Here is a 17,902-nt window from a genome sequence, read left to right as displayed (position 1 = left end):
TTATGAATTCGAATCGAAAAGTCTTACACCTTTCTGTTCGGCTTTATATATATCATCCATTACGGAATGACGTTTGAAATAATACAAAAGTGTAAACACGACAGAAACGCATAAAATGATATATACAATAATGAACATCGTGAATAAGAATCCAAGGTTTTCGTACGAAGTGACTGAATCCTCCGTTGTCAGCATCCTGTATATCGTCCAAGGCTGTCTGCCGGTACAGGCAAAAATCCAACCGCATTCTATTGAAATCACCGAAAGCGGCCCTGATGCAACAAACAGCCAAAGAATCCATTTCGGATATGTCTCCTTTTTCAGCCATTTATTCCATACCAATGCAAACAGTGCCAACGCGATTAAGCCTGAACCAATCATGACCATGGCATTAAATAAGATATGGACATAAAGCGGCGGCCAATACTCTTCCGGAAAATCGTTCAAACCGGTCACAACCGTATCAAAGCTATTACCAGATAGAAAGCTTAATAACCATGGAAATTCAATCCCATACTTCACTTCCTGAGCTTCCCTATCGGTATAACCGAACAAGGTAAGTCCGGCATGGTCCTGTGTTTCAAACAACCCTTCTGCCGCTGCCAGTTTTTCCGGCTGTTCCCTATATAAATGCTGCGTAGTCGCATGACCGTTCAATGCCGTCAAAAACGAAAAAACCAAGCCCAAGACAATACTGAGCCTCAGTGCTTTTTGGTGAAAATTAAATTCAGCAGTGCCATATTTATTTTTCAGCATCTTATAGGCTGCGACGGACGCCACGACAAAAGCGCCTGTAGTATAAGCAGTCAGGGCCGTATGACCTGCCGTCACCAAGAAACTTGGGTTAAAAAATGCCGCCCAAGGATCGACATCGACGATTTCCCCATTTTCAAACCGGAACCCAGCAGGTGTCCCTTCAAAAGCATGGACATTCGAAATCAAAACAGCCGAAGCCAATGCTCCGAATGCAACAAAGAATAAACTCACGATTCGGGCCCATGGCTTGATTTTTTCAGCAGCATACACATAGATTGACATGAACAGCGCTTCAACCATGAATGCATAAATCTCGATTTGGAATGGAAGCGCCATGACACGTCCTATCACTTCCATGAACCCAGGCCATAATAGTGACAGCTGCACACCCGCAATCGTACCAGTCGGAATCCCGACCCCAAGTAAAACCCCTAATGTTTTGGTCCAGCGTTTAGCCATGACGACATACTGTAAATCCTTTGTCCTTTGATACATCAATTCCGCTGCCAACATCATCATCGGCAACCCGACGCCAATTGTTGCAAATATGATATGTACAGCCATATTCGTCCCGAACATTGCGCGGGCCATTTGTATATGATCCATACTGTCTTCCTTTCTACCCTTTGTCTCTTGGTAGTATCTCCTCTGTAAAGGAAAATATTTAATAATATTCCACAAACTAATTTTTCATAGGTTTTGCAGAAGCTCGGTATTCACTTAATGATGTTTTTGGATGCTTGTTTATTATATATTCTACCGAGGTTATTTTTGGTATATATATTACGTGGAATTCACCAATGCACTAAAAAATTTGTTACTAAGCATTTAGATGACAAATTATTGAATATCCTTCATAAATGGTGACCCAATCGGAATAAGATAGCGTAAATCCCATATAGAAAGTGTAACAAGAGAGGAGAAAAACATTTTGTCCTTTACCAAAGATCCGTTATCACCCGAACAAATGCTGGCTGTGATCAGAAATGGCCTGGGGGCTAGCCCAATCCCCAAAAAAATCATTATCATTGGTGCAGGCATGTCTGGGTTGGTTGCAGCATCCCTTTTAAAACAAGCGGGGCACGATGTTACGATATTGGAAGCAACCGGGAGGGTCGGAGGGCGTGTTTTGACCATACGGGAGCCATTTTTAGAAGGTTCCTACCTTGAAGCCGGTGCCATGCGCATTCCTAATTATCATTACTTAGTTGCTGAATACATCAAGAAGTATGGTTTACGAGTCAACACTTTTGTGAATGCTACTCCTAATGATCCCATTTATGCCAATGGAATCAAGACGACCGCTGCCATATATCAGCAGAACCCGGATATACTGAGGTACCCTGTAGCTCCCCATGAAAGAGGTAAAACAGCTGAAGAATTACTCAACATGGCAATCAAGCCTGTGACTGACTTCATCATTCAAAATCCACGTAGAAATTGGGAAATAGTCATTAAAGAGTTTGATAAATACTCCATGAGCTTCTTTTTGCAGTACAATCCAGTCGGAATCAGTCTATCAACAGGAGCGATTGAAAGCATCAAAGTCCTGATGGGTTTAGAGGGATTCCCGGAACTTTCTTTTCCGGCCATACTCCGGGAGCTTATGCCGCTCTTTAATCCAGACGTGAAATTTTTTTCAATCGAAGGAGGTAACGACCGGCTTCCTTATGCCTTTCTACCGGAATTGAAGGATAATTTAATCTTCAGATATGAAGTGACAAAGATCATCCAACATGATAATCAAGTCACCATCCATTCCAAACATACTCAAAGTCAAAACCCCTTAACGGTTACCGGTGATCTTGCCATCGTGACGATCCCTCTTCAATTGCTGCAATTTATAGATATTGATCCCAGGAATTCCTTTTCCCATAATAAGTGGAAGGCAATAAGGGAACTCCATTATGCTGCTTCCACAAAAATTGGACTTCAATTCACTCATAGGTTTTGGGAAAAGGAAGGAATCTTCGGCGGTAAATTGACGACAGATTTACCTATTAGATTTTCTTATTATCCCAGCCAAACGAGCAACCAGAGTGAATCCGGTCTCATCTTAGCAAGTTATACATGGGAAGATGATGCCACTTTATGGGATATCCTACCGGAAAAAGATCGAATACAACACGCATTGAAAAATTTGGCAGTAATCCATGGTAATCAAGTATATGATCATTTTTTATCAGGAGCTTCTTATAGCTGGACATTGAATCAGTATTCCTACGGCGCTTTCTCCATGTTTAAGCCTGGTCAGGAAACGGACTTGTTTCCATACATCCCAACTCCTGAAGGAAGGGTCCACTTCGCTGGGGAGCATACATCAACCGTACCAGCATGGATTGAAGGAGCCATTCAATCCGGAATCAGGGTTGCACATGAAGTGACGAATCTGCCTAGAACTTTCGGTGGGCCTTGAATGGACCATTCCCTTGGCTATTAAGTAACCTCATCAACAAAGAACACTGACAAAAAACCTTCCATTTGGAAGGTTTTCATTCTTATGCCCATTCACTTTATCCCACCTTTTGAACCGAAGTCTACGATCCTTAAGTCCACTTCATAATTAATATCGGCTTTACTGAAAACTTCGTCCCATTTATTCTTATTTTTCTCCCAAAACTTTGGATGCTGATTTTGCACATAACGATACAATCCTGCTACCCCTGTTTTATAATCATGCTGTAATTTATATACGATTTTCTTTACATCCTTCTTAACTTCATCCTCGGCAATGCGCTCAACATCTTTTAAATAGCCTTCCTTAAATGAGTTTTCCTTACCATACCAATCTTCCGAAAGTCTTGCTGTGTACCCGACTTCAATATTGATCGTCAAATGATCACCGTTCAATTCCGTCGTGATTTTCCTCCTTTTCCTATCGATCACTTCAACACTTAAAGGCTCACCGTGTTGAACACCTTCGATTATTCCGCCCTTTACCTCTCCATTCAACCAATTTAATGCAGCTATATCCTCATCATTCATGACCCCGATCAACTTTGAATTGTTGATAATGCCTGCACCCTCCAAAATTAATTTCTTACCCCTAATATCAACGGCCTGAATGGCAAAGCTTCCATCTGATTGCAAATTTGAGGATGCTTTGCCCAGTGTTAAAGGCGGAAGTATCTTATTCGTTCTGTTCTCATTATCTTTCAATTCATAGATTACATTCGAAGGGATCTCCCCATCTTCGGATCGCCCCAAAATTTCTTTCGTCGGTCTCTTCGTTAAATAAACATGACAGCTTCTCCTTGTATTATTATCGCGTATCGACTGATTAATGATCGCTTCCATCGGGATTTTCCTTAATACATCTTCATTAATGAGGATGATACGCTGATGATTGGTTAAAACCGTATTGGTTAGGAGTAAAGAATCCCTAATTGCTTCATGCAGCGTTTTGGCACTGACGGTAACATTTTTATATTTTAGTTGGGCCTGATTCTCCTGACCACTATTTCCTGGAGGAACCAGAATTTGCTGTGTTAACATGATTTCGTCTTTCTTTTTGCTTTTATCGATTCCCACTCCCACCACAAGCGATAATTCTTCAATATTTTGACTGTCCCAACAGCCAGCAAGTAAAGGAATAAGCAAGATCAACCATAATCTTTTCATCCGCTTCTTCTACTCCTTTTCACTTGAACGATTGCGAATGTAATAATGGGCAATCCAAATAATACAAAGGGAAATATATACCCCAGCAAATCGCTCATTTTAAAAATCTCATTTGTATTTTTAGGAATTTTGGCCAGAAAAAAAATGATTGGAAGCAAAACAATAAGGTTCGTTGTATATGAATTGTTAAATATTTTCGTCATTCCTTCTGCTGCGAAGTAATAATAAATCGCATTTGTTAAAAAAAACTGAAGAATCCAGGTGATTAATAGAAATAACTCCATACGCTCTAAAAATATCCCTGTTACCTCAAAGGATTGAATAAAGGAAATGGTTGGCCAAGTAACTGCTATGACTTCCGGGACAGTCAGTGTAGCCACTACCAATACATATGTAATCACATATAAAATCAGCGGTATGAAAAAACCGATTAAAACGCCTTTTCTTATCTTGTTTTGATTTTTAACGACGCCAAACAAAAAGATGAAAAGTTCAATTCCAAAAAAAGACAAAGTTCCGGAGCCCATTCCTTTCATGACTGGGAGAAATCCTTTCGCAAGAACAGGCTGGAGGTTTTTTATCTCGACTACCCTGAGACTGAACAAATATATGAGCAAGACGATGACTATTGTCAAAGGAAGAAAGAAGACACAAGCCTTTGCTATGGCTTTAATTTTGCCTGTCAAAAGATGCACACTCGCTAAAATCATGGAAAGTATCACGATTTCAACAGGGGTTTCCTCCAACAAATAAAACCGGACCATCTCACTCATCGCAAGAACTTCAAAGCTGGCCACGCCTATAAAGTACACCACCACTACTAACCCAATAAGTTTGGAGAGCCACTTTCCAAATGCCTCCTCCATGTACGTGTAATAGTTAGCGACCTTATGTTTTTTTAACAGAAAAACCAATAAGCATAACAAAAGGGCAATAGCGATCCCGTTTAAGATCAAGACGATCCATCCATCGGTCGAATGGATTTTTTCCGTTAACGTCCTTGGAAGGGTCAGCATTCCAATTCCTAACATGCTGCAAGAAATGATCGCAGCCAATTCGCCACTAAGAATTTTGCCGTCTACTTGGCTCAAAAGAATTTCCCCCCTTTTTCCACTTCGGTAACCGTAGGAACGCATCCTTCCAGGTCTTTTTACCGATAAAATCCATTGGTTGAAAATAAGGTTCTTGGAAGCTGGTCAGTTTTGACAAATGGCTGATAACGATGATAAAGAATAATGTGGTTCCGTATAAACCTAAAACGGCGGCAAAAATCATCGCCCCGAACCTTAATGCCCTGAAGGCCAGTCCAAAGCTATATTGTGGTACCGTAAAAGAGGTAATCGTCGTGATTGAAACGATTATGACCATCAGGGAACTTACAATATTGGCCTGAACGGCCGCTTGTCCAATAATGACCCCGCCAACCAATCCAACTGTTTGACCAATGGGCGATGGGAGCCGAATGCCTGCTTCGCGAAGCAGTTCGATCGTTACTTCCATGATGATAGCTTCAACAAACGGTGGAAATGGCACGTTCTCCCTTGTACCCGCAATCGTCATCGCCAGTTCTGACGGAAGCAATCCAGGGTTGAACGAAACCAAGGAGATATAAATCCCTGAAAGAAATACGGTAACAAATAAAGATAAATAGCGAAGTACACGTAGAAAAGAACCCGCTACCCACCTTTCATAATAATCATCCGGTGACTGCAGCAGCATCGTGATCGTCGTTGGTGCCATCAACGCAAATGGCGATCCGTCAACCATGATGACCACCCTTCCCTCCTGCAATGCAGCCAATACTTTATCTGGACGCTCCGTATTCTGAATCTGTGGGAAAGGGGTAAAAGATGTATCTTCTATTAATTCCTCAAGCATCCCCGTGTCTTGGAGATCGGTAGCTTTCACTTCATTTATCCGTTTATTCACTTCTTTTAGCAAAGAATCGCTCGCTTTTCCTTCATAATAGATCAATGCAACTTCCCGTTTTTCCATCGTCCCGAACTTCTGTTGTTTGACGATAAGGTTAGGATGGTTTGAATATTGCCTTATCAAGCCGATATTTTCCTGAAGACTTTCGATAAAACCAAGCTTCGGTCCACGGACAACCCTCTCTGTCGAAGGTTCACCCAGTGTACGGATTTTTTCCTTTTCCAGATTCAAGACATAACCGTTTATAATTCCATCTATAAATAAAAGCGTTTTCCCGTCAAAAATATACTCCTTGGCTTTTTCATATGTTTCAACATCCTGTTCCCTCACTGAACAGATTTTTGAAATGACAAGCTGTTCGATAGGAACCGGATGCCTGGTTTCAACCTGGGCAGCCGATAAATCAAGGACTATCTTATTGAATGCAGGATAATCCATCGTTCCATTGACAAATACGAATAATCCTGAAACTTCATAACCGGGAATGAATATCTGTTTAAAAACTACATCATCCTGCATATCCAATTTAGATTTCAACTTTTCCTGCTTTTGATCCAATCTTATATGCAAGGGTTGACTTTTCATGGTGAAACTCCTTTGGTTACATGAGTTTTTATTTTTTCAGTTTCCTCTATTTTCAATTTTTTATGCGAAGAGGAAATGGGACAGCCTATAGAAACAATGTTTTTTATGAATTTCAAGCTAACAACATTAACATTGTAAAATGGTTAATATGTAATTAAATTGCAAATGCTAGGATAACTAGCTTTAGTTTAGAGGTGACAGCATTGTTTAACCGCGGAAAGTTCAAAAAAAAACCCAATCAACCAAACGAAAAAAATGATGAATTAAATAAGGTTTCGGAAGTAAGGGATCTATTCAATACCCTTTCTTCATCCAATGATTTCATAAACCATCAAGGAACATATAATGGTGTAGGCTATTGGGTATCTTTTTATCGCTCTTTAATTGATGCACAGGAACTTCATAAAAGTGTTCTTTCTGTCATACCTACTCTAGAAGCGATAAATTTGGAGCAAATAAAAGAAAACGTTCCTATTGAAAATACACTGATCACCAGTACCAGGGTTGTAATTGAAGACAGGATCATGAGAGGCGAAATCGCACTTCGTTTAGATGGAAGTCTTGATGAATGCCTATTAATCAATGTTGCGGCCCAACAAGGGAGACAAGTTGAGAAACCTGAACTTGAATTTGGAATCATAAGTGCTCAAGAAGGATTTGTCGAGGATCTTGATATCAATCTGAATTTAGTCAGAAAAAGACTTCCTGTCCCCGGATTGCAAGTAAGTGAAATGACTGTGGGATACTTGTCTAAAACGAAAGTGGCAGTTTTATCGATAGAAGGGATCGTTGATCAGGAAAATGTCGATAATGTTATACAAAGGATCAATGACGTAGAGTTTGATGAAATATTGGACGGGTCCAATCTCGCGCAATTGCTATATGATAATTCAAATACCTTGTTTCCCCTTTTTCTAAATACGGAAAGGCCTGATCGCATCGCAAGTGCATTGGCTGAAGGTAAAGTAGCCCTGTTAATCGATAGGTCGTCCTCTGCACTTATTACTCCAACCATTTTCTTGGAATACTTTATTACCATGGAAGATTATAATATGCCGTGGATTCCGGCATCTGCTTTCCGTTTACTAAGAATATTCGCAGTCGCTTTTTCGATATTTGCTACTCCTATTTATGTAGCCGTGCTGACCTATCATTATGAACTGATTCCTAAAGATCTTTTGGAAACGATCGTCACTTCAAGGAACTTAATACCTTTTCAGCCTTTGATCGAAGCATTATTCCTGGAGATCTCCATTGAGTTATTACGGGAAGCAGCTGCCAGGCTGCCAACAAAGGTAGGTCAGACATTAGGTATCGTGGGCGGTATCGTTATCGGTCAAGCAGCCGTTGTAGCTGGTTTGACCAGTAATATCTTATTGATCATCGTTGCCCTCTCGGCATTGGCATCATTTGTTACTCCCATTTATAAAATGGGGAATGCCATTCGGCTGCTGCGGTTCCCCTTCTTAATCGGGGCCCAAATTTGGGGGCTGCTCGGCATTACCATAGCAACCGTGTTTTTGATGACCCACCTTATCAAATTAACATCAATGGGACACCCGTACCTCGAACCGATCTACCCATTTCGCATGCAAGATTGGAAAGACAGCTTTGTTCGGCTTCCTTTTAATCTTTTCAAGTCGCGGCCTGTAAATTTACGGCCTGATGATATAACCAGACAGCCACAGCCCAAAAAAGCAAGAATCAAAAAAAATGATTTTAATGAATGATTTAAATTTAAATGAGGGTCCTATATGAACCAAGCTGGAGTTAATGAAAAGTATAAAGTGTCACCGTTTTATGTGTTTTTTTTAGTGCATTCCATGCAAACGGGAATAGGCGTATTAAGTTTTCAAAGAGTTTTAGCGAAGACAACGGGAACCGATGGCTGGATTTCGATACTACTAGCCGGCCTGATCGTTCATATAATGATTTGGGTCATATATAAAATCTTCAGTATCGTCCCTGGTGATATAATTTCGGCCAATAATCATGCATTCGGAAAATGGATGGGGAATTTCTTCAGTCTATTATTCATTCTTTACTTTTTGATCATAGGAATGACAGTCATGATTAGTTATATAAATGTCATACATGTATGGATGTTTGAAGAGGTACCATCTTGGGCGTTTGCTTTAGTATTTCTTATCCTGATTTATTATATAAATACGGGAGGGTTCCGAACAATTACGGGTATTACTTTTTTAAGCTCCATTTTGACATACTGGCTTTTATTTGTCCTATTCTATGCCATGAAATACTCTGAATTCACCAATTTGCTCCCTGTTTTCCACCACACTCTATTGGATATATTGAAAGGAACTAGAAGTACTTCATTAACAATGCTTGGTTTTGAAATGATCGTGATGTTTTATCCGTTCATCAAAGATGCTAAAACCTCACAAAAATATGCTCATGGAGGGGCCTTAACAACAACCTTAATAACCGTATTCGTTTATTTGGTTTCAATTGTTTTTTATTCACAAAAACAGTTGGAACTGACTATATGGCCGACACTGTCATTGACCAGCATTGTCGAATTGCCCTTTATTCAACGATTTGAATATATAGACGTTTCTTGGTGGGCCATCGTTATTATACCCAACATGACCATTTCCTTGTGGGCTGCAAGCCGAGGTTTCAAGCGTTTATTCAATGTTCAGCAAAAGTATCCATTATTAGGAATGTCCATTATAATCCTGCTTACGAATATTTTTGTTTTTGATGTCGATTCACTATATATATTACGTAAAATCATCAATCCATACGGCGCACTCTTTGTTGCTTTATACTTGCCTCTTCTTTTGGTCGTCATTTATATAAAGAAAATGAGGAAACGTTTATGAGAAAATTATTTCTTGTTATCTTGGCTTTTCCCCTCCTTTGCAGCTGCGCCCAGCCAAGGGTGGTTGATGAAGTCAATATGTCCCAGGCCATTGGCTACGATATACTGAAGAATGATAATGTCGAAGGATTCTTCGTCATCCCCATCTTCCAACAGGACAAAATGGGCAAATATCAAATTTTAACTGGAACATCGACGACAACGAGTGATGTCCAGGCTATCGTTTCTAAAAAAACGGATAAGCCGGTATTGCTTGGACAGACACGCATCATTTTATTTAGCGAGAAAATGGTACGTGAAATTGGAATAACAGAACTGACCGATTATCTCTACCGTGAGCCACAACTTGGAAACAGGGTCATTTTGGCTGTCGTTGAAGGAAAGACCAAGGATGTAATAAATACGAAACCACCAAATACGAATGTGAATATTGGTATCTTTTTATCGGATTTGATTAATCAACAGAATGAAACAGGTAACGGACCGGATACTAACCTCCATCTTTTTTTAGGAAACGCTCTAGAAGCTGGCGGCGATTCGTATCTTCCTTTAATTAAATTAATTAATAATGAAGTTGCGGTTTCTGGAGTCGCCCTTTTTCATGAAAATAAAATGGTCACGAAAGTTCGAACGGGTGATATGTTCATTTTTAAGACATTAGTTCAAAATCATAGGCGGGGAATATACAAATTCAAATTAAAAGACAAGAAAAAAAGCGATATCGTTGTAGAAAGCATCCGAAGCGGTTCAAGTTATGAGGTATCCAAATCAGAGAGTAGTCCCTCCATCACGATTAAACTCAAAATTAAAGGACAAATCAAGGAATCTATGCGAAGTGAAAACCTTACAAATAGGAAGATGATAAAAAAAATCGAACAGGCAATGGAAGATGATTTAACCAAGCAAGCAAACCGTCTTATTAAAGATTTTCAGAAAAAATCCCTTGACCCGATTGGCTTAAAGGAAAAATACCACGGCAAAAATAAACAACTGACCTATGAACGATGGAAAATGATTTATCCGAAGATGGACATTAATGTAGAAACCAAAGTTAACATCATCCAAACCGGGGTCTCAGAATGATGAAATGTCGAGATGCCTTTTAGAAATTCTTCATTCCATAGTAAAAACTACTATCATATATTAAATGAGCCACAAGGTTGCTGGTGGACATCTCAGGTAAAGCCCCTTCTATAGCAGGTAAATCAGATTTATTTGCCTTCGATGTTATATAAATGAACAGGAGCTGACTTTATGAAAACACATATGAAATCAATCATCGCTGCCTCAGTATTAGTTATAAGTTTAATCGCAGGCTTCCCTTTTTTTTCCGCAGCTGGCAAAAAAGATGAAATGAAATCGGATAAAGTGACCTTTTTTGGCTCCCCAACTTCTGCCATTTCCAGTTCAGTTGCTATACCTCAAAGTTATAACCGGTTATTGTTTAGCGGAACAGTAGCTCCTCTTTTAAACAAGGAAGGAAAATCGACTTATGAGAGATATGGCAATACAAAAAAGCAGGCAATCGGAATCTTAGAAAAATTAAAAGCAGATTTGAGCACAAAAGGACTTTCCCTCGCTGATGTAACCTATCTGCGTGTGTATGTCGCGCCAGATCCGAACAAAGGAGATGCACCAGACTATCAAGGTTGGTTTGATGCCTATGCTCTGTTCTTTAATACAAAGGAAAATCCAGTAAAAACAGCTCGTTCTACAGTAGGGGTAGATAGTCTGGTTTCTCCGGATTTTCTAATTGAAATTGAAGCAGAGGTAGCTTATAAAAATAACAGCAAGTCAAATAAATAACGATAGATGTATATAATCATGATTCAACATATCGGTGTTCCAGGCACTTCGGAAAACATTTGAATACCAAAAGAGACAGGAAGTTATATTCCTGTCTCTCATTTGTTTTAATCAATCATGAAAATTCGTTCCATCCGTCACTTCTTTAATAATGCCAGCATTAATGACGAAGTCGCCAAAATGCTCTCCTTGCTGACGTTCTTTTGCATAACGGGAAAGAAGTACACGCAACTCTTTTAATATCTCTTCTTCACCAATGTTTTCGCGGTACATTTTACTTAATCGGCTTCCGTCGAAAGCAGCACCGAGATACATATTATATTTGCCAGGTGCCTTACCGATAAAACCAATTTCCCCGAGTGCATGCCGGGCACAGCCATTCGGGCAACCAGTCATGCGTATCGTGATTTCTTCGTTCCTCAGTCCGTTTTCATCAACGATGGTCTCGATTTTATCAAGCAGAACCGGCAAATAACGCTCTGCTTCGGCCATTGCCAACCCGCATGTTGGAAGCGCCACACATGCAATCGAGCTGCGTCGGAGCGCCGAATGATGCGCACCATCCGTCAAACCGTATGTTTCAAGCAATTCTATGATTTTTTTCTTTTTCTGGCTAGACACATCTGCAATGATAAGGTTTTGATTGGCAGTCAATCGGAAATCACCCGTATGGATCTTTGCGATTTCGCGCAAACCGGTCATCAGCTTGTAATCATTGATATCGGCAATTCGGCCACCCTCGACAAATAGTGTAAAATGCCATTTACCCTGCATGCCTTTTACCCATCCATAGCGGTCGCCATTATTATCAAAATGGTAAGTTCTCGCTTCCTCCAGCTTCCATCCTAGACGATTTTCCAGTTCAGCTTTTACCGGTTCAAGCCCAAGCCGGTCTACCGTATACTTGAACCGAGCATTTTTCCGTACGGATCGGTTCCCGTAATCTCGCTGAATCGTAATGATTTTTTCAGCCACATCCAGTATTTTGTCTGGCTGGCAAAAGCCGATTACCTTGGCTAGTTGGGGATATGTCGCCTTGTCACCGTGGGTCATTCCCATTCCGCCGCCGATCGCCACATTAAAACCAACGAGTTTACCATTTTCAACAATTGCTATGAAGCCAAGATCCTGGGAGTAAACATCAATGTCATTGGATGGAGGTACGGCAATGCCAATTTTAAACTTCCTTGGCAAATAAAGCTTTCCGTACATTGGTTCGACTTCCTCCACTTCAGGAGTACCAACCACTTTTTCTTCATCCAGCCAGATTTCATGGTACGCCCTCGTACGCGGCAATAGATAATCACTCAATTTTTTCGACCATTCATATACTTCGGAATGGATTTCGGATTGAAATGGAATCGAATTGCACATTACGTTCCGGTTTACATCTCCGCATGCAGCGATTGTATCCAGCATGGAAGCATGGATTTCCTGAATGGTTTTTTTCATATTCCATTTTAAAATACCATGCATTTGAAACGTCTGTCTTGTTGTCAATTTCAAAGTTCCGTTACCGTATTTCTGAGCGAGGTCATCCATAACAAGCCATTGAGAAGGCTGTGCTACCCCGCCGGCCATGCGGACACGCAACATAAACTGATAGGCAGGCTCCAGTTTTTGTTTTTGACGCTCATTGCGTAGATCCCGGTCATCCTGCAAATAGCTGCCGTGATGTTTCATTAATCGGTTGTCATCATCCGGAATACCGGCGCTGATCCGATCCTGCATCACTTTTCCAAGTGTACCTCGCAAATAATCGCTTTTTTCTTTTATTTGCTCAACATCACTGGGCGGGCCTTCTGGTGCTTTTAATAGTGTTTTCACCATGTTGTTATCTCCTTTTCATCCAAATTTCAGTACACATCACGTTGATAGCGTTTATTCTGTTGCATTTCTTCAAGATAAGCTTGCGCATCAGCATGGCTCAAATTGCCTTCTTTTTCAATGATCTCAATAAGCGTATTATGGACATCATGTGCCATGTTTTTCTCGTCACCGCAAATGTATACAGCTGCCCCTTTTTGAAGCCATTCGTATAATTCCCCGCTTTGCTCGCGCATCCGGTCTTGAACATACACTTTTTCATCCGTATCGCGGGAAAAGGCCACATCCATTTTCGTAAGTACACCTGTTTTCAACCACTTTTGCCATTCAGTTTGATAAAGGAAATCCGTCACGAAATGCTGATCTCCGAAAAAGAGCCACGTTTTCCCTTTCGCTTCCGATTCTTCGCGATCCTGGATAAAGGATCTAAACGGAGCAATGCCCGTTCCCGGTCCAACCATGATAATTGGCGTATCTGGGTTCTTTGGCTGCTTAAAGTTCTGGTTATGCTGAATGTAAATGGGCAGCAAGTCCCCTGGCTGTAATCTGTCCGCACATAAAATCGAGCAGACCCCTTTTCTTTCCCGACCATGACTTTCATACCTCACAGCTCCGATTGTCAAATGCACTTCATCCGGATAGGCGGATAAGCTACTCGCAATCGAATATAGGCGGGCTGGCATTTTCCGAAGTATCGATACAAACTCTTGCGCCGATTCACCCCATGAACCAAAATCTCGGACAAAATCAAGCAAATCACGGCCTTCTCGATATTCTTTCAACCGTTCTTCATTACCAGGCTTTAAAAGCTCCTTTAAATCCTCGTTACCTGAAAGCTGTGCCGCTTGTTCAATGAGCGATTTGGTCAATACTGTTATTTCAAAGTCGGAGATGAGCGATTCCCTAAGCTGACGAAGTTCCCCCTGCTTATTGACCTTCACGGTTTCTTCAGGGTCCCAATTGAGTTCCATAAGAAGCATATCCACTAAATCCGAATCGTTTTTCGGATAAATGCCAAGGCTGTCACCAGGTTCAAATGTAAGACCTGAGCCCTCAAGAGATAACTCAAGATGATGTGTCTCTTTATTGGAGCCACGGCCGTTCAAATTTATGTTTTCCAACACTTCCGCTTTAAACGGATTTGTTCTCGAATAAGAAGTTTTTTCACCTACAGAAGCTTTTGCTTCGGGAACTTCAGCAGCAGAACTGACTTGCCCTTCACTTAAACTGGAAATGACTCCTTCCAGCCATTCGGAAGCAGACTCATCATAATCAAGGTCACAGTCCATTCGCGGAAATAACCGTGTCCCCCCAAGTTCCTCCAAGCGTTTATCGAATTGTTTTCCCGTTTCACAGAAAAACTCATATGAGCTGTCCCCAAGCGCCAATACCGAATAGCGGAGACCCTCAAGGCTTGGTGCCCTCCTGCCATGAAGATACTCATGGAAAGACAATGTATTATCCGGCGGATCACCTTCTCCATGCGTGCTAACGGCAATCAGAAGATTTTCGATTTTTTTCAAATTGTTGACTTTATAGTCACTCATGGATGAAATGGTAACCTGAAAGCCATTACCCTCAAGCTTACTCGCTGCATTTTCTGCCAGCCCTTGAGCATTGCCCGTCTGTGAACCATACAGGATGGTCACTTCTTTTGATATTGTCTTCCCGCCGCTTTGAGCTTCCAATACCGGGGCGTCGGCTGAACTTGTGTTCGAAACTGACAAAGATGCAGTCAGATAACCGCTCAACCAAATTTTTTGTGTTTCGGTCAAGCTTGGCAGCAGGCTGTTAAGGAGCTCTGCCTGCTCTTGATTAAAGGGACTGTTACTTACCTGAAGTTGCACGATTTCCACCTCACAAAGGGATATTAACTTATCTTAGTTGATTATTATGTATAACGAGTGGGTTTAAATATTTTATTTCGATCCATATATTAATTAACTCGTTTACTCCTATAGACCAAGTCGGTTTTAACTGCAAAAAAAATGAAAAATACAGTTATATAGGTTCATAGCACGCAACAAAGGACAATAGCTTTCCCAGCCTATACTCTTCCTAAAATAAGTTTCTCATTAAAACTTTACTGGAAGGTACATCATTAGTAAAATATATATAATTTATTATAACTATTAAGAATATTAATAATAAGGAGAAATTTCTATGTACTATGATGCTCTAAAAACATTTGTGACCCTTGTGGAAGTCAAGAATTTTACAAAAACAGCAGAAATTCTTCTTATGTCGCAACCAAGTGTTAGTTTGCATATTAAAAAATTAGAAGAAGAGTTCCAAACCAAATTATTCCTCCGTTCTCCTAAATTTTTGAAAGTCACCTTAACGGGAGAAATTCTTTACGACCGGGCCAAGCAAATGATCACAATCTATGAACAGACCAGACAAGACATACAGGAACACGATAGGTCCATCAAGGGCGAATTAAAGATAGGTGCGAGTTTTACAATAGGAGAGTATATCCTTCCCTCTTTACTCATCGACCTTCAAGAGGAATATCCTGAACTTGAACTTCAAGTGATAATTGGGAACACGGAAGAAATCGTTCAAGCCGTTCGGCTATACAAAGTGGATATTGGTTTAATCGAGGGTCAAACTAATGAAAAAGAACTTTCTGTTCACCCATTCATGCAAGATGAGCTATTCATTGTATCTTCTAACAATCATGAACTTGCTAATAAAGACGATGTGGAGATTACTGATTTACATGACCAAGCATGGGTAACGAGGGAAGTTGGATCTGGTACACGAGAATACCTGAACCATGTCATACGTTCAAATGGTTTGAAAATTAAATCGATACTCACGATAAGCAGTAATCAAGGAATTAAAGAAACACTTATAAAAAACGGCTCAGGGCTGGCCCTGCTTTCCCGAAGTGTCATTGAAAGGGATGTACAAAATAAAATCATTTCTATCATTCAGGTAAAAGATGAATCCTTTAACAGGACACTTTCTTATGTCTATTCCCCAATTATGAAAGATAAAAAAAATGTAAAGACTTTTATAACTGAATTAAACAAAAAGTGGCCCATGAAAACAAAGCCGATAGGATGATCATTGCAAAGAAAGCTATTCCAAAGATGGAGTTACTGACACATGGTGTTTGAACTTATTTGTGATTTTATTAAACAACATAATCCTGATGACCGGGAATATCGGCTTTTTTATACTTAATAAACATTCTTATGCACATTAACTTATAAACAATTGGGTATACGAATGAATAGAGGATTGTATAGATAAAAAATAATATGGGAGCGGGTTTCATGGATATTGAGATTAAAGAAGCAGCGATTGAACAACTATTAAAAATGAATTATAAAGAGAATGAAGGGGTTCGTATCGAAGCCATTTATGTGGGTAGCTGTTCAATTTATGTGGAACATGAATTGAAAATTGATAATAAGAACGAAGATGATGAGAGATTCATAATTGCTGGAGTCCCCATATTAATTTCAAGTGAGTCTAAAAAGCATCTTCCGGATAAAGTCTTCCTCAATTACAGTGACGGACTTGGATACAAATTATATTCAGACGATGAAACATTGAGGTATAATCTCCAATTGAAGAGAGTGAATTAAAAAATGAACATAGTAAAAAGCCCATGTGTTTCAGTTGGGCTTTTTTTGGTTATACTCAGAGAATTTTTATCGGCATTTACTTAGAGGGATTTTATTTCCCATAGGATAGCACTGCACTAACTGCTCCATTACCAGGAAAATGCTTTAATAAGTACTTTTATCTATTCTATTAATTGTTTCAATGTTATTTTACAAATTAATAATGACCGAAAGTTTAAAGAATGATTGTTATTAATCTTCCACTCTTCTGGACTCGAGGTGCCGCTCCAGCTTCCTTTTTACCCGCTGAAGTGCATTATCGATCGTCTTTTTTTGAACATTCAGTTCCTTTGATATTTCTAAATAAGTTTTTCCTTCCAGGTACAAGTCCACAACACTGCTTTCCAACTCACTAAGGACTTCGGTTAAAATTAGCTCAATATCACAAATTTCTTCTGATTTTATTAAGATCGTGACTGGGTCATTTTGTCTCTGTTCAGGGATTAGATCAATTAGACCCTGTTCCGACTCCCCTTGATGGATAGGCATATACAATGAAACATAATTATTTAAGGGAGAATGCTTTTGGCGAATAGCCGCTTTAACGGCCGTTATGATTTGTCTTGTAATGCACAGTTCCGCAAATGATCTGAAAGACGCCTTTTTGCAATTTTTGTAGTCTCGAATGGCCTTATATAGCCCAATCATCCCTTCCTGAAAGACGTCTTCCTTATCTCCACCCGTTAAAAAATACTTCAATGCATTTGATTGAACGACACATCTGTATTTATTGATTAAAAAATCCAGTGCATCCTCATCACCATTATGGATTTTCCCTACCAACATTGCATCTTCCATATGAGTATAGTTTTCCATACGTTTCTTCTCGATGATTACACTCATTTATTTTCCTCCACTCACTTAATTGAGCCCCGATATAAAGAACGGATTA

The 17,902-nt window shown here is 40.0% G+C and carries 14 protein-coding genes; 7 read left to right on the top strand and 7 right to left on the bottom strand.

Annotated elements, in window-relative coordinates; translation table 11 throughout:
* Positions 1 to 1,362 (bottom strand): cytochrome ubiquinol oxidase subunit I, encoded by a 1,362-nt coding sequence (locus ACJ9PY_RS11535; RefSeq protein WP_034312238.1) that lies wholly within the window; start codon positions 1,360 to 1,362, stop codon positions 1 to 3.
* Positions 1,363 to 1,723: 361 nt separating this feature from the next.
* On the opposite strand from ACJ9PY_RS11535, the gene ACJ9PY_RS11530 reads away from it, so the two are divergent.
* A complete protein-coding gene (locus tag ACJ9PY_RS11530) occupies positions 1,724 to 3,172 on the top strand; it encodes a flavin monoamine oxidase family protein (protein WP_411740263.1) in 1,449 nt (482 codons plus the stop codon).
* A 92-nt stretch (positions 3,173 to 3,264) separates the two neighbouring features.
* On the opposite strand, the gene ACJ9PY_RS11525 is transcribed toward ACJ9PY_RS11530, so the two are convergent.
* The 3 genes from ACJ9PY_RS11525 to ACJ9PY_RS11515 are packed head-to-tail and all read right to left on the bottom strand — an operon-like array spanning position 3,265 to position 6,894.
* Positions 3,265 to 4,377, bottom strand: coding sequence for a Ger(x)C family spore germination protein (locus ACJ9PY_RS11525; protein ID WP_187049345.1), 1,113 nt, complete (start codon positions 4,375 to 4,377; stop codon positions 3,265 to 3,267).
* Entirely contained in the window at positions 4,374 to 5,468 is a 1,095-nt protein-coding gene (locus tag ACJ9PY_RS11520; RefSeq protein ID WP_411740051.1) for a GerAB/ArcD/ProY family transporter, read from the bottom strand. The genes ACJ9PY_RS11525 and ACJ9PY_RS11520 overlap by 4 nt, the downstream gene beginning before the upstream one ends.
* Complete coding sequence (locus tag ACJ9PY_RS11515) at positions 5,440 to 6,894, bottom strand: spore germination protein (protein ID WP_411740050.1); 1,455 nt, start codon at positions 6,892 to 6,894, stop codon at positions 5,440 to 5,442. Before ACJ9PY_RS11515 ends, ACJ9PY_RS11520 begins: the two co-directional genes overlap by 29 nt.
* 203 nt (positions 6,895 to 7,097) lie before the next feature.
* On the opposite strand from ACJ9PY_RS11515, the gene ACJ9PY_RS11510 reads away from it, so the two are divergent.
* The 4 genes from ACJ9PY_RS11510 to ACJ9PY_RS11495 all read left to right on the top strand — a co-directional run bounded on the left by ACJ9PY_RS11510 (position 7,098) and on the right by ACJ9PY_RS11495 (position 11,545).
* Positions 7,098 to 8,624, top strand: a complete 1,527-nt coding sequence (locus tag ACJ9PY_RS11510; protein WP_411740049.1) for a spore germination protein — start codon at positions 7,098 to 7,100, stop codon at positions 8,622 to 8,624.
* 24 nt (positions 8,625 to 8,648) lie between these two features.
* The gene (locus tag ACJ9PY_RS11505) at positions 8,649 to 9,740 is read left to right on the top strand and encodes a GerAB/ArcD/ProY family transporter (RefSeq protein WP_411740048.1); all 1,092 of its coding nucleotides are present in this window, start codon (positions 8,649 to 8,651) and stop codon (positions 9,738 to 9,740) included.
* Positions 9,737 to 10,822 carry a Ger(x)C family spore germination protein gene (locus ACJ9PY_RS11500; protein ID WP_411740047.1) on the top strand — a complete coding sequence of 362 codons (1,086 nt, stop codon included), beginning with the start codon at positions 9,737 to 9,739 and terminating at the stop codon, positions 10,820 to 10,822. Before ACJ9PY_RS11505 ends, ACJ9PY_RS11500 begins: the two co-directional genes overlap by 4 nt.
* Before the next feature lie 171 nt (positions 10,823 to 10,993).
* Positions 10,994 to 11,545 (top strand): Rid family hydrolase, encoded by a 552-nt coding sequence (locus tag ACJ9PY_RS11495; RefSeq protein ID WP_411740046.1) that lies wholly within the window; start codon positions 10,994 to 10,996, stop codon positions 11,543 to 11,545.
* Positions 11,546 to 11,656: 111 nt separating this feature from the next.
* Here the strand turns inward: ACJ9PY_RS11495 and cysI are convergent, their stop codons facing one another.
* Both cysI and ACJ9PY_RS11485 read right to left on the bottom strand, forming a co-directional pair.
* Positions 11,657 to 13,375: an assimilatory sulfite reductase (NADPH) hemoprotein subunit gene (gene cysI / locus ACJ9PY_RS11490; RefSeq protein WP_411740045.1), complete on the bottom strand. Its 1,719-nt coding sequence runs from the start codon at positions 13,373 to 13,375 to the stop codon at positions 11,657 to 11,659.
* A 26-nt stretch (positions 13,376 to 13,401) separates the two neighbouring features.
* Entirely contained in the window at positions 13,402 to 15,219 is a 1,818-nt protein-coding gene (locus ACJ9PY_RS11485; RefSeq protein ID WP_411740044.1) for an assimilatory sulfite reductase (NADPH) flavoprotein subunit, read from the bottom strand.
* Between the two features lie 316 nt (positions 15,220 to 15,535).
* Between ACJ9PY_RS11485 and ACJ9PY_RS11480 the strand changes: the two genes are divergently transcribed.
* Together ACJ9PY_RS11480 and ACJ9PY_RS11475 are read left to right on the top strand one after the other, a co-directional pair.
* The gene (locus ACJ9PY_RS11480; RefSeq protein WP_283930666.1) at positions 15,536 to 16,444 is read left to right on the top strand and encodes a LysR family transcriptional regulator; all 909 of its coding nucleotides are present in this window, start codon (positions 15,536 to 15,538) and stop codon (positions 16,442 to 16,444) included.
* A gap of 212 nt (positions 16,445 to 16,656) precedes the next feature.
* A complete protein-coding gene (locus ACJ9PY_RS11475; protein WP_057277762.1) occupies positions 16,657 to 16,971 on the top strand; it encodes an iron-sulfur cluster biosynthesis family protein in 315 nt (104 codons plus the stop codon).
* A 231-nt stretch (positions 16,972 to 17,202) separates the two neighbouring features.
* Here the strand turns inward: ACJ9PY_RS11475 and sigH are convergent, their stop codons facing one another.
* Positions 17,203 to 17,853 carry an RNA polymerase sporulation sigma factor SigH gene (sigH, locus tag ACJ9PY_RS11470; protein WP_369316096.1) on the bottom strand — a complete coding sequence of 217 codons (651 nt, stop codon included), beginning with the start codon at positions 17,851 to 17,853 and terminating at the stop codon, positions 17,203 to 17,205.
* Between the last annotated feature and the right edge of the window lie 49 nt (positions 17,854 to 17,902).

Source organism: Peribacillus sp. S4, assembly GCF_046715815.1.
GTDB lineage: Bacteria > Bacillota > Bacilli > Bacillales > DSM-1321 > Peribacillus > Peribacillus frigoritolerans.
This window is presented reverse-complemented; position numbering and strand designations above follow the sequence as displayed.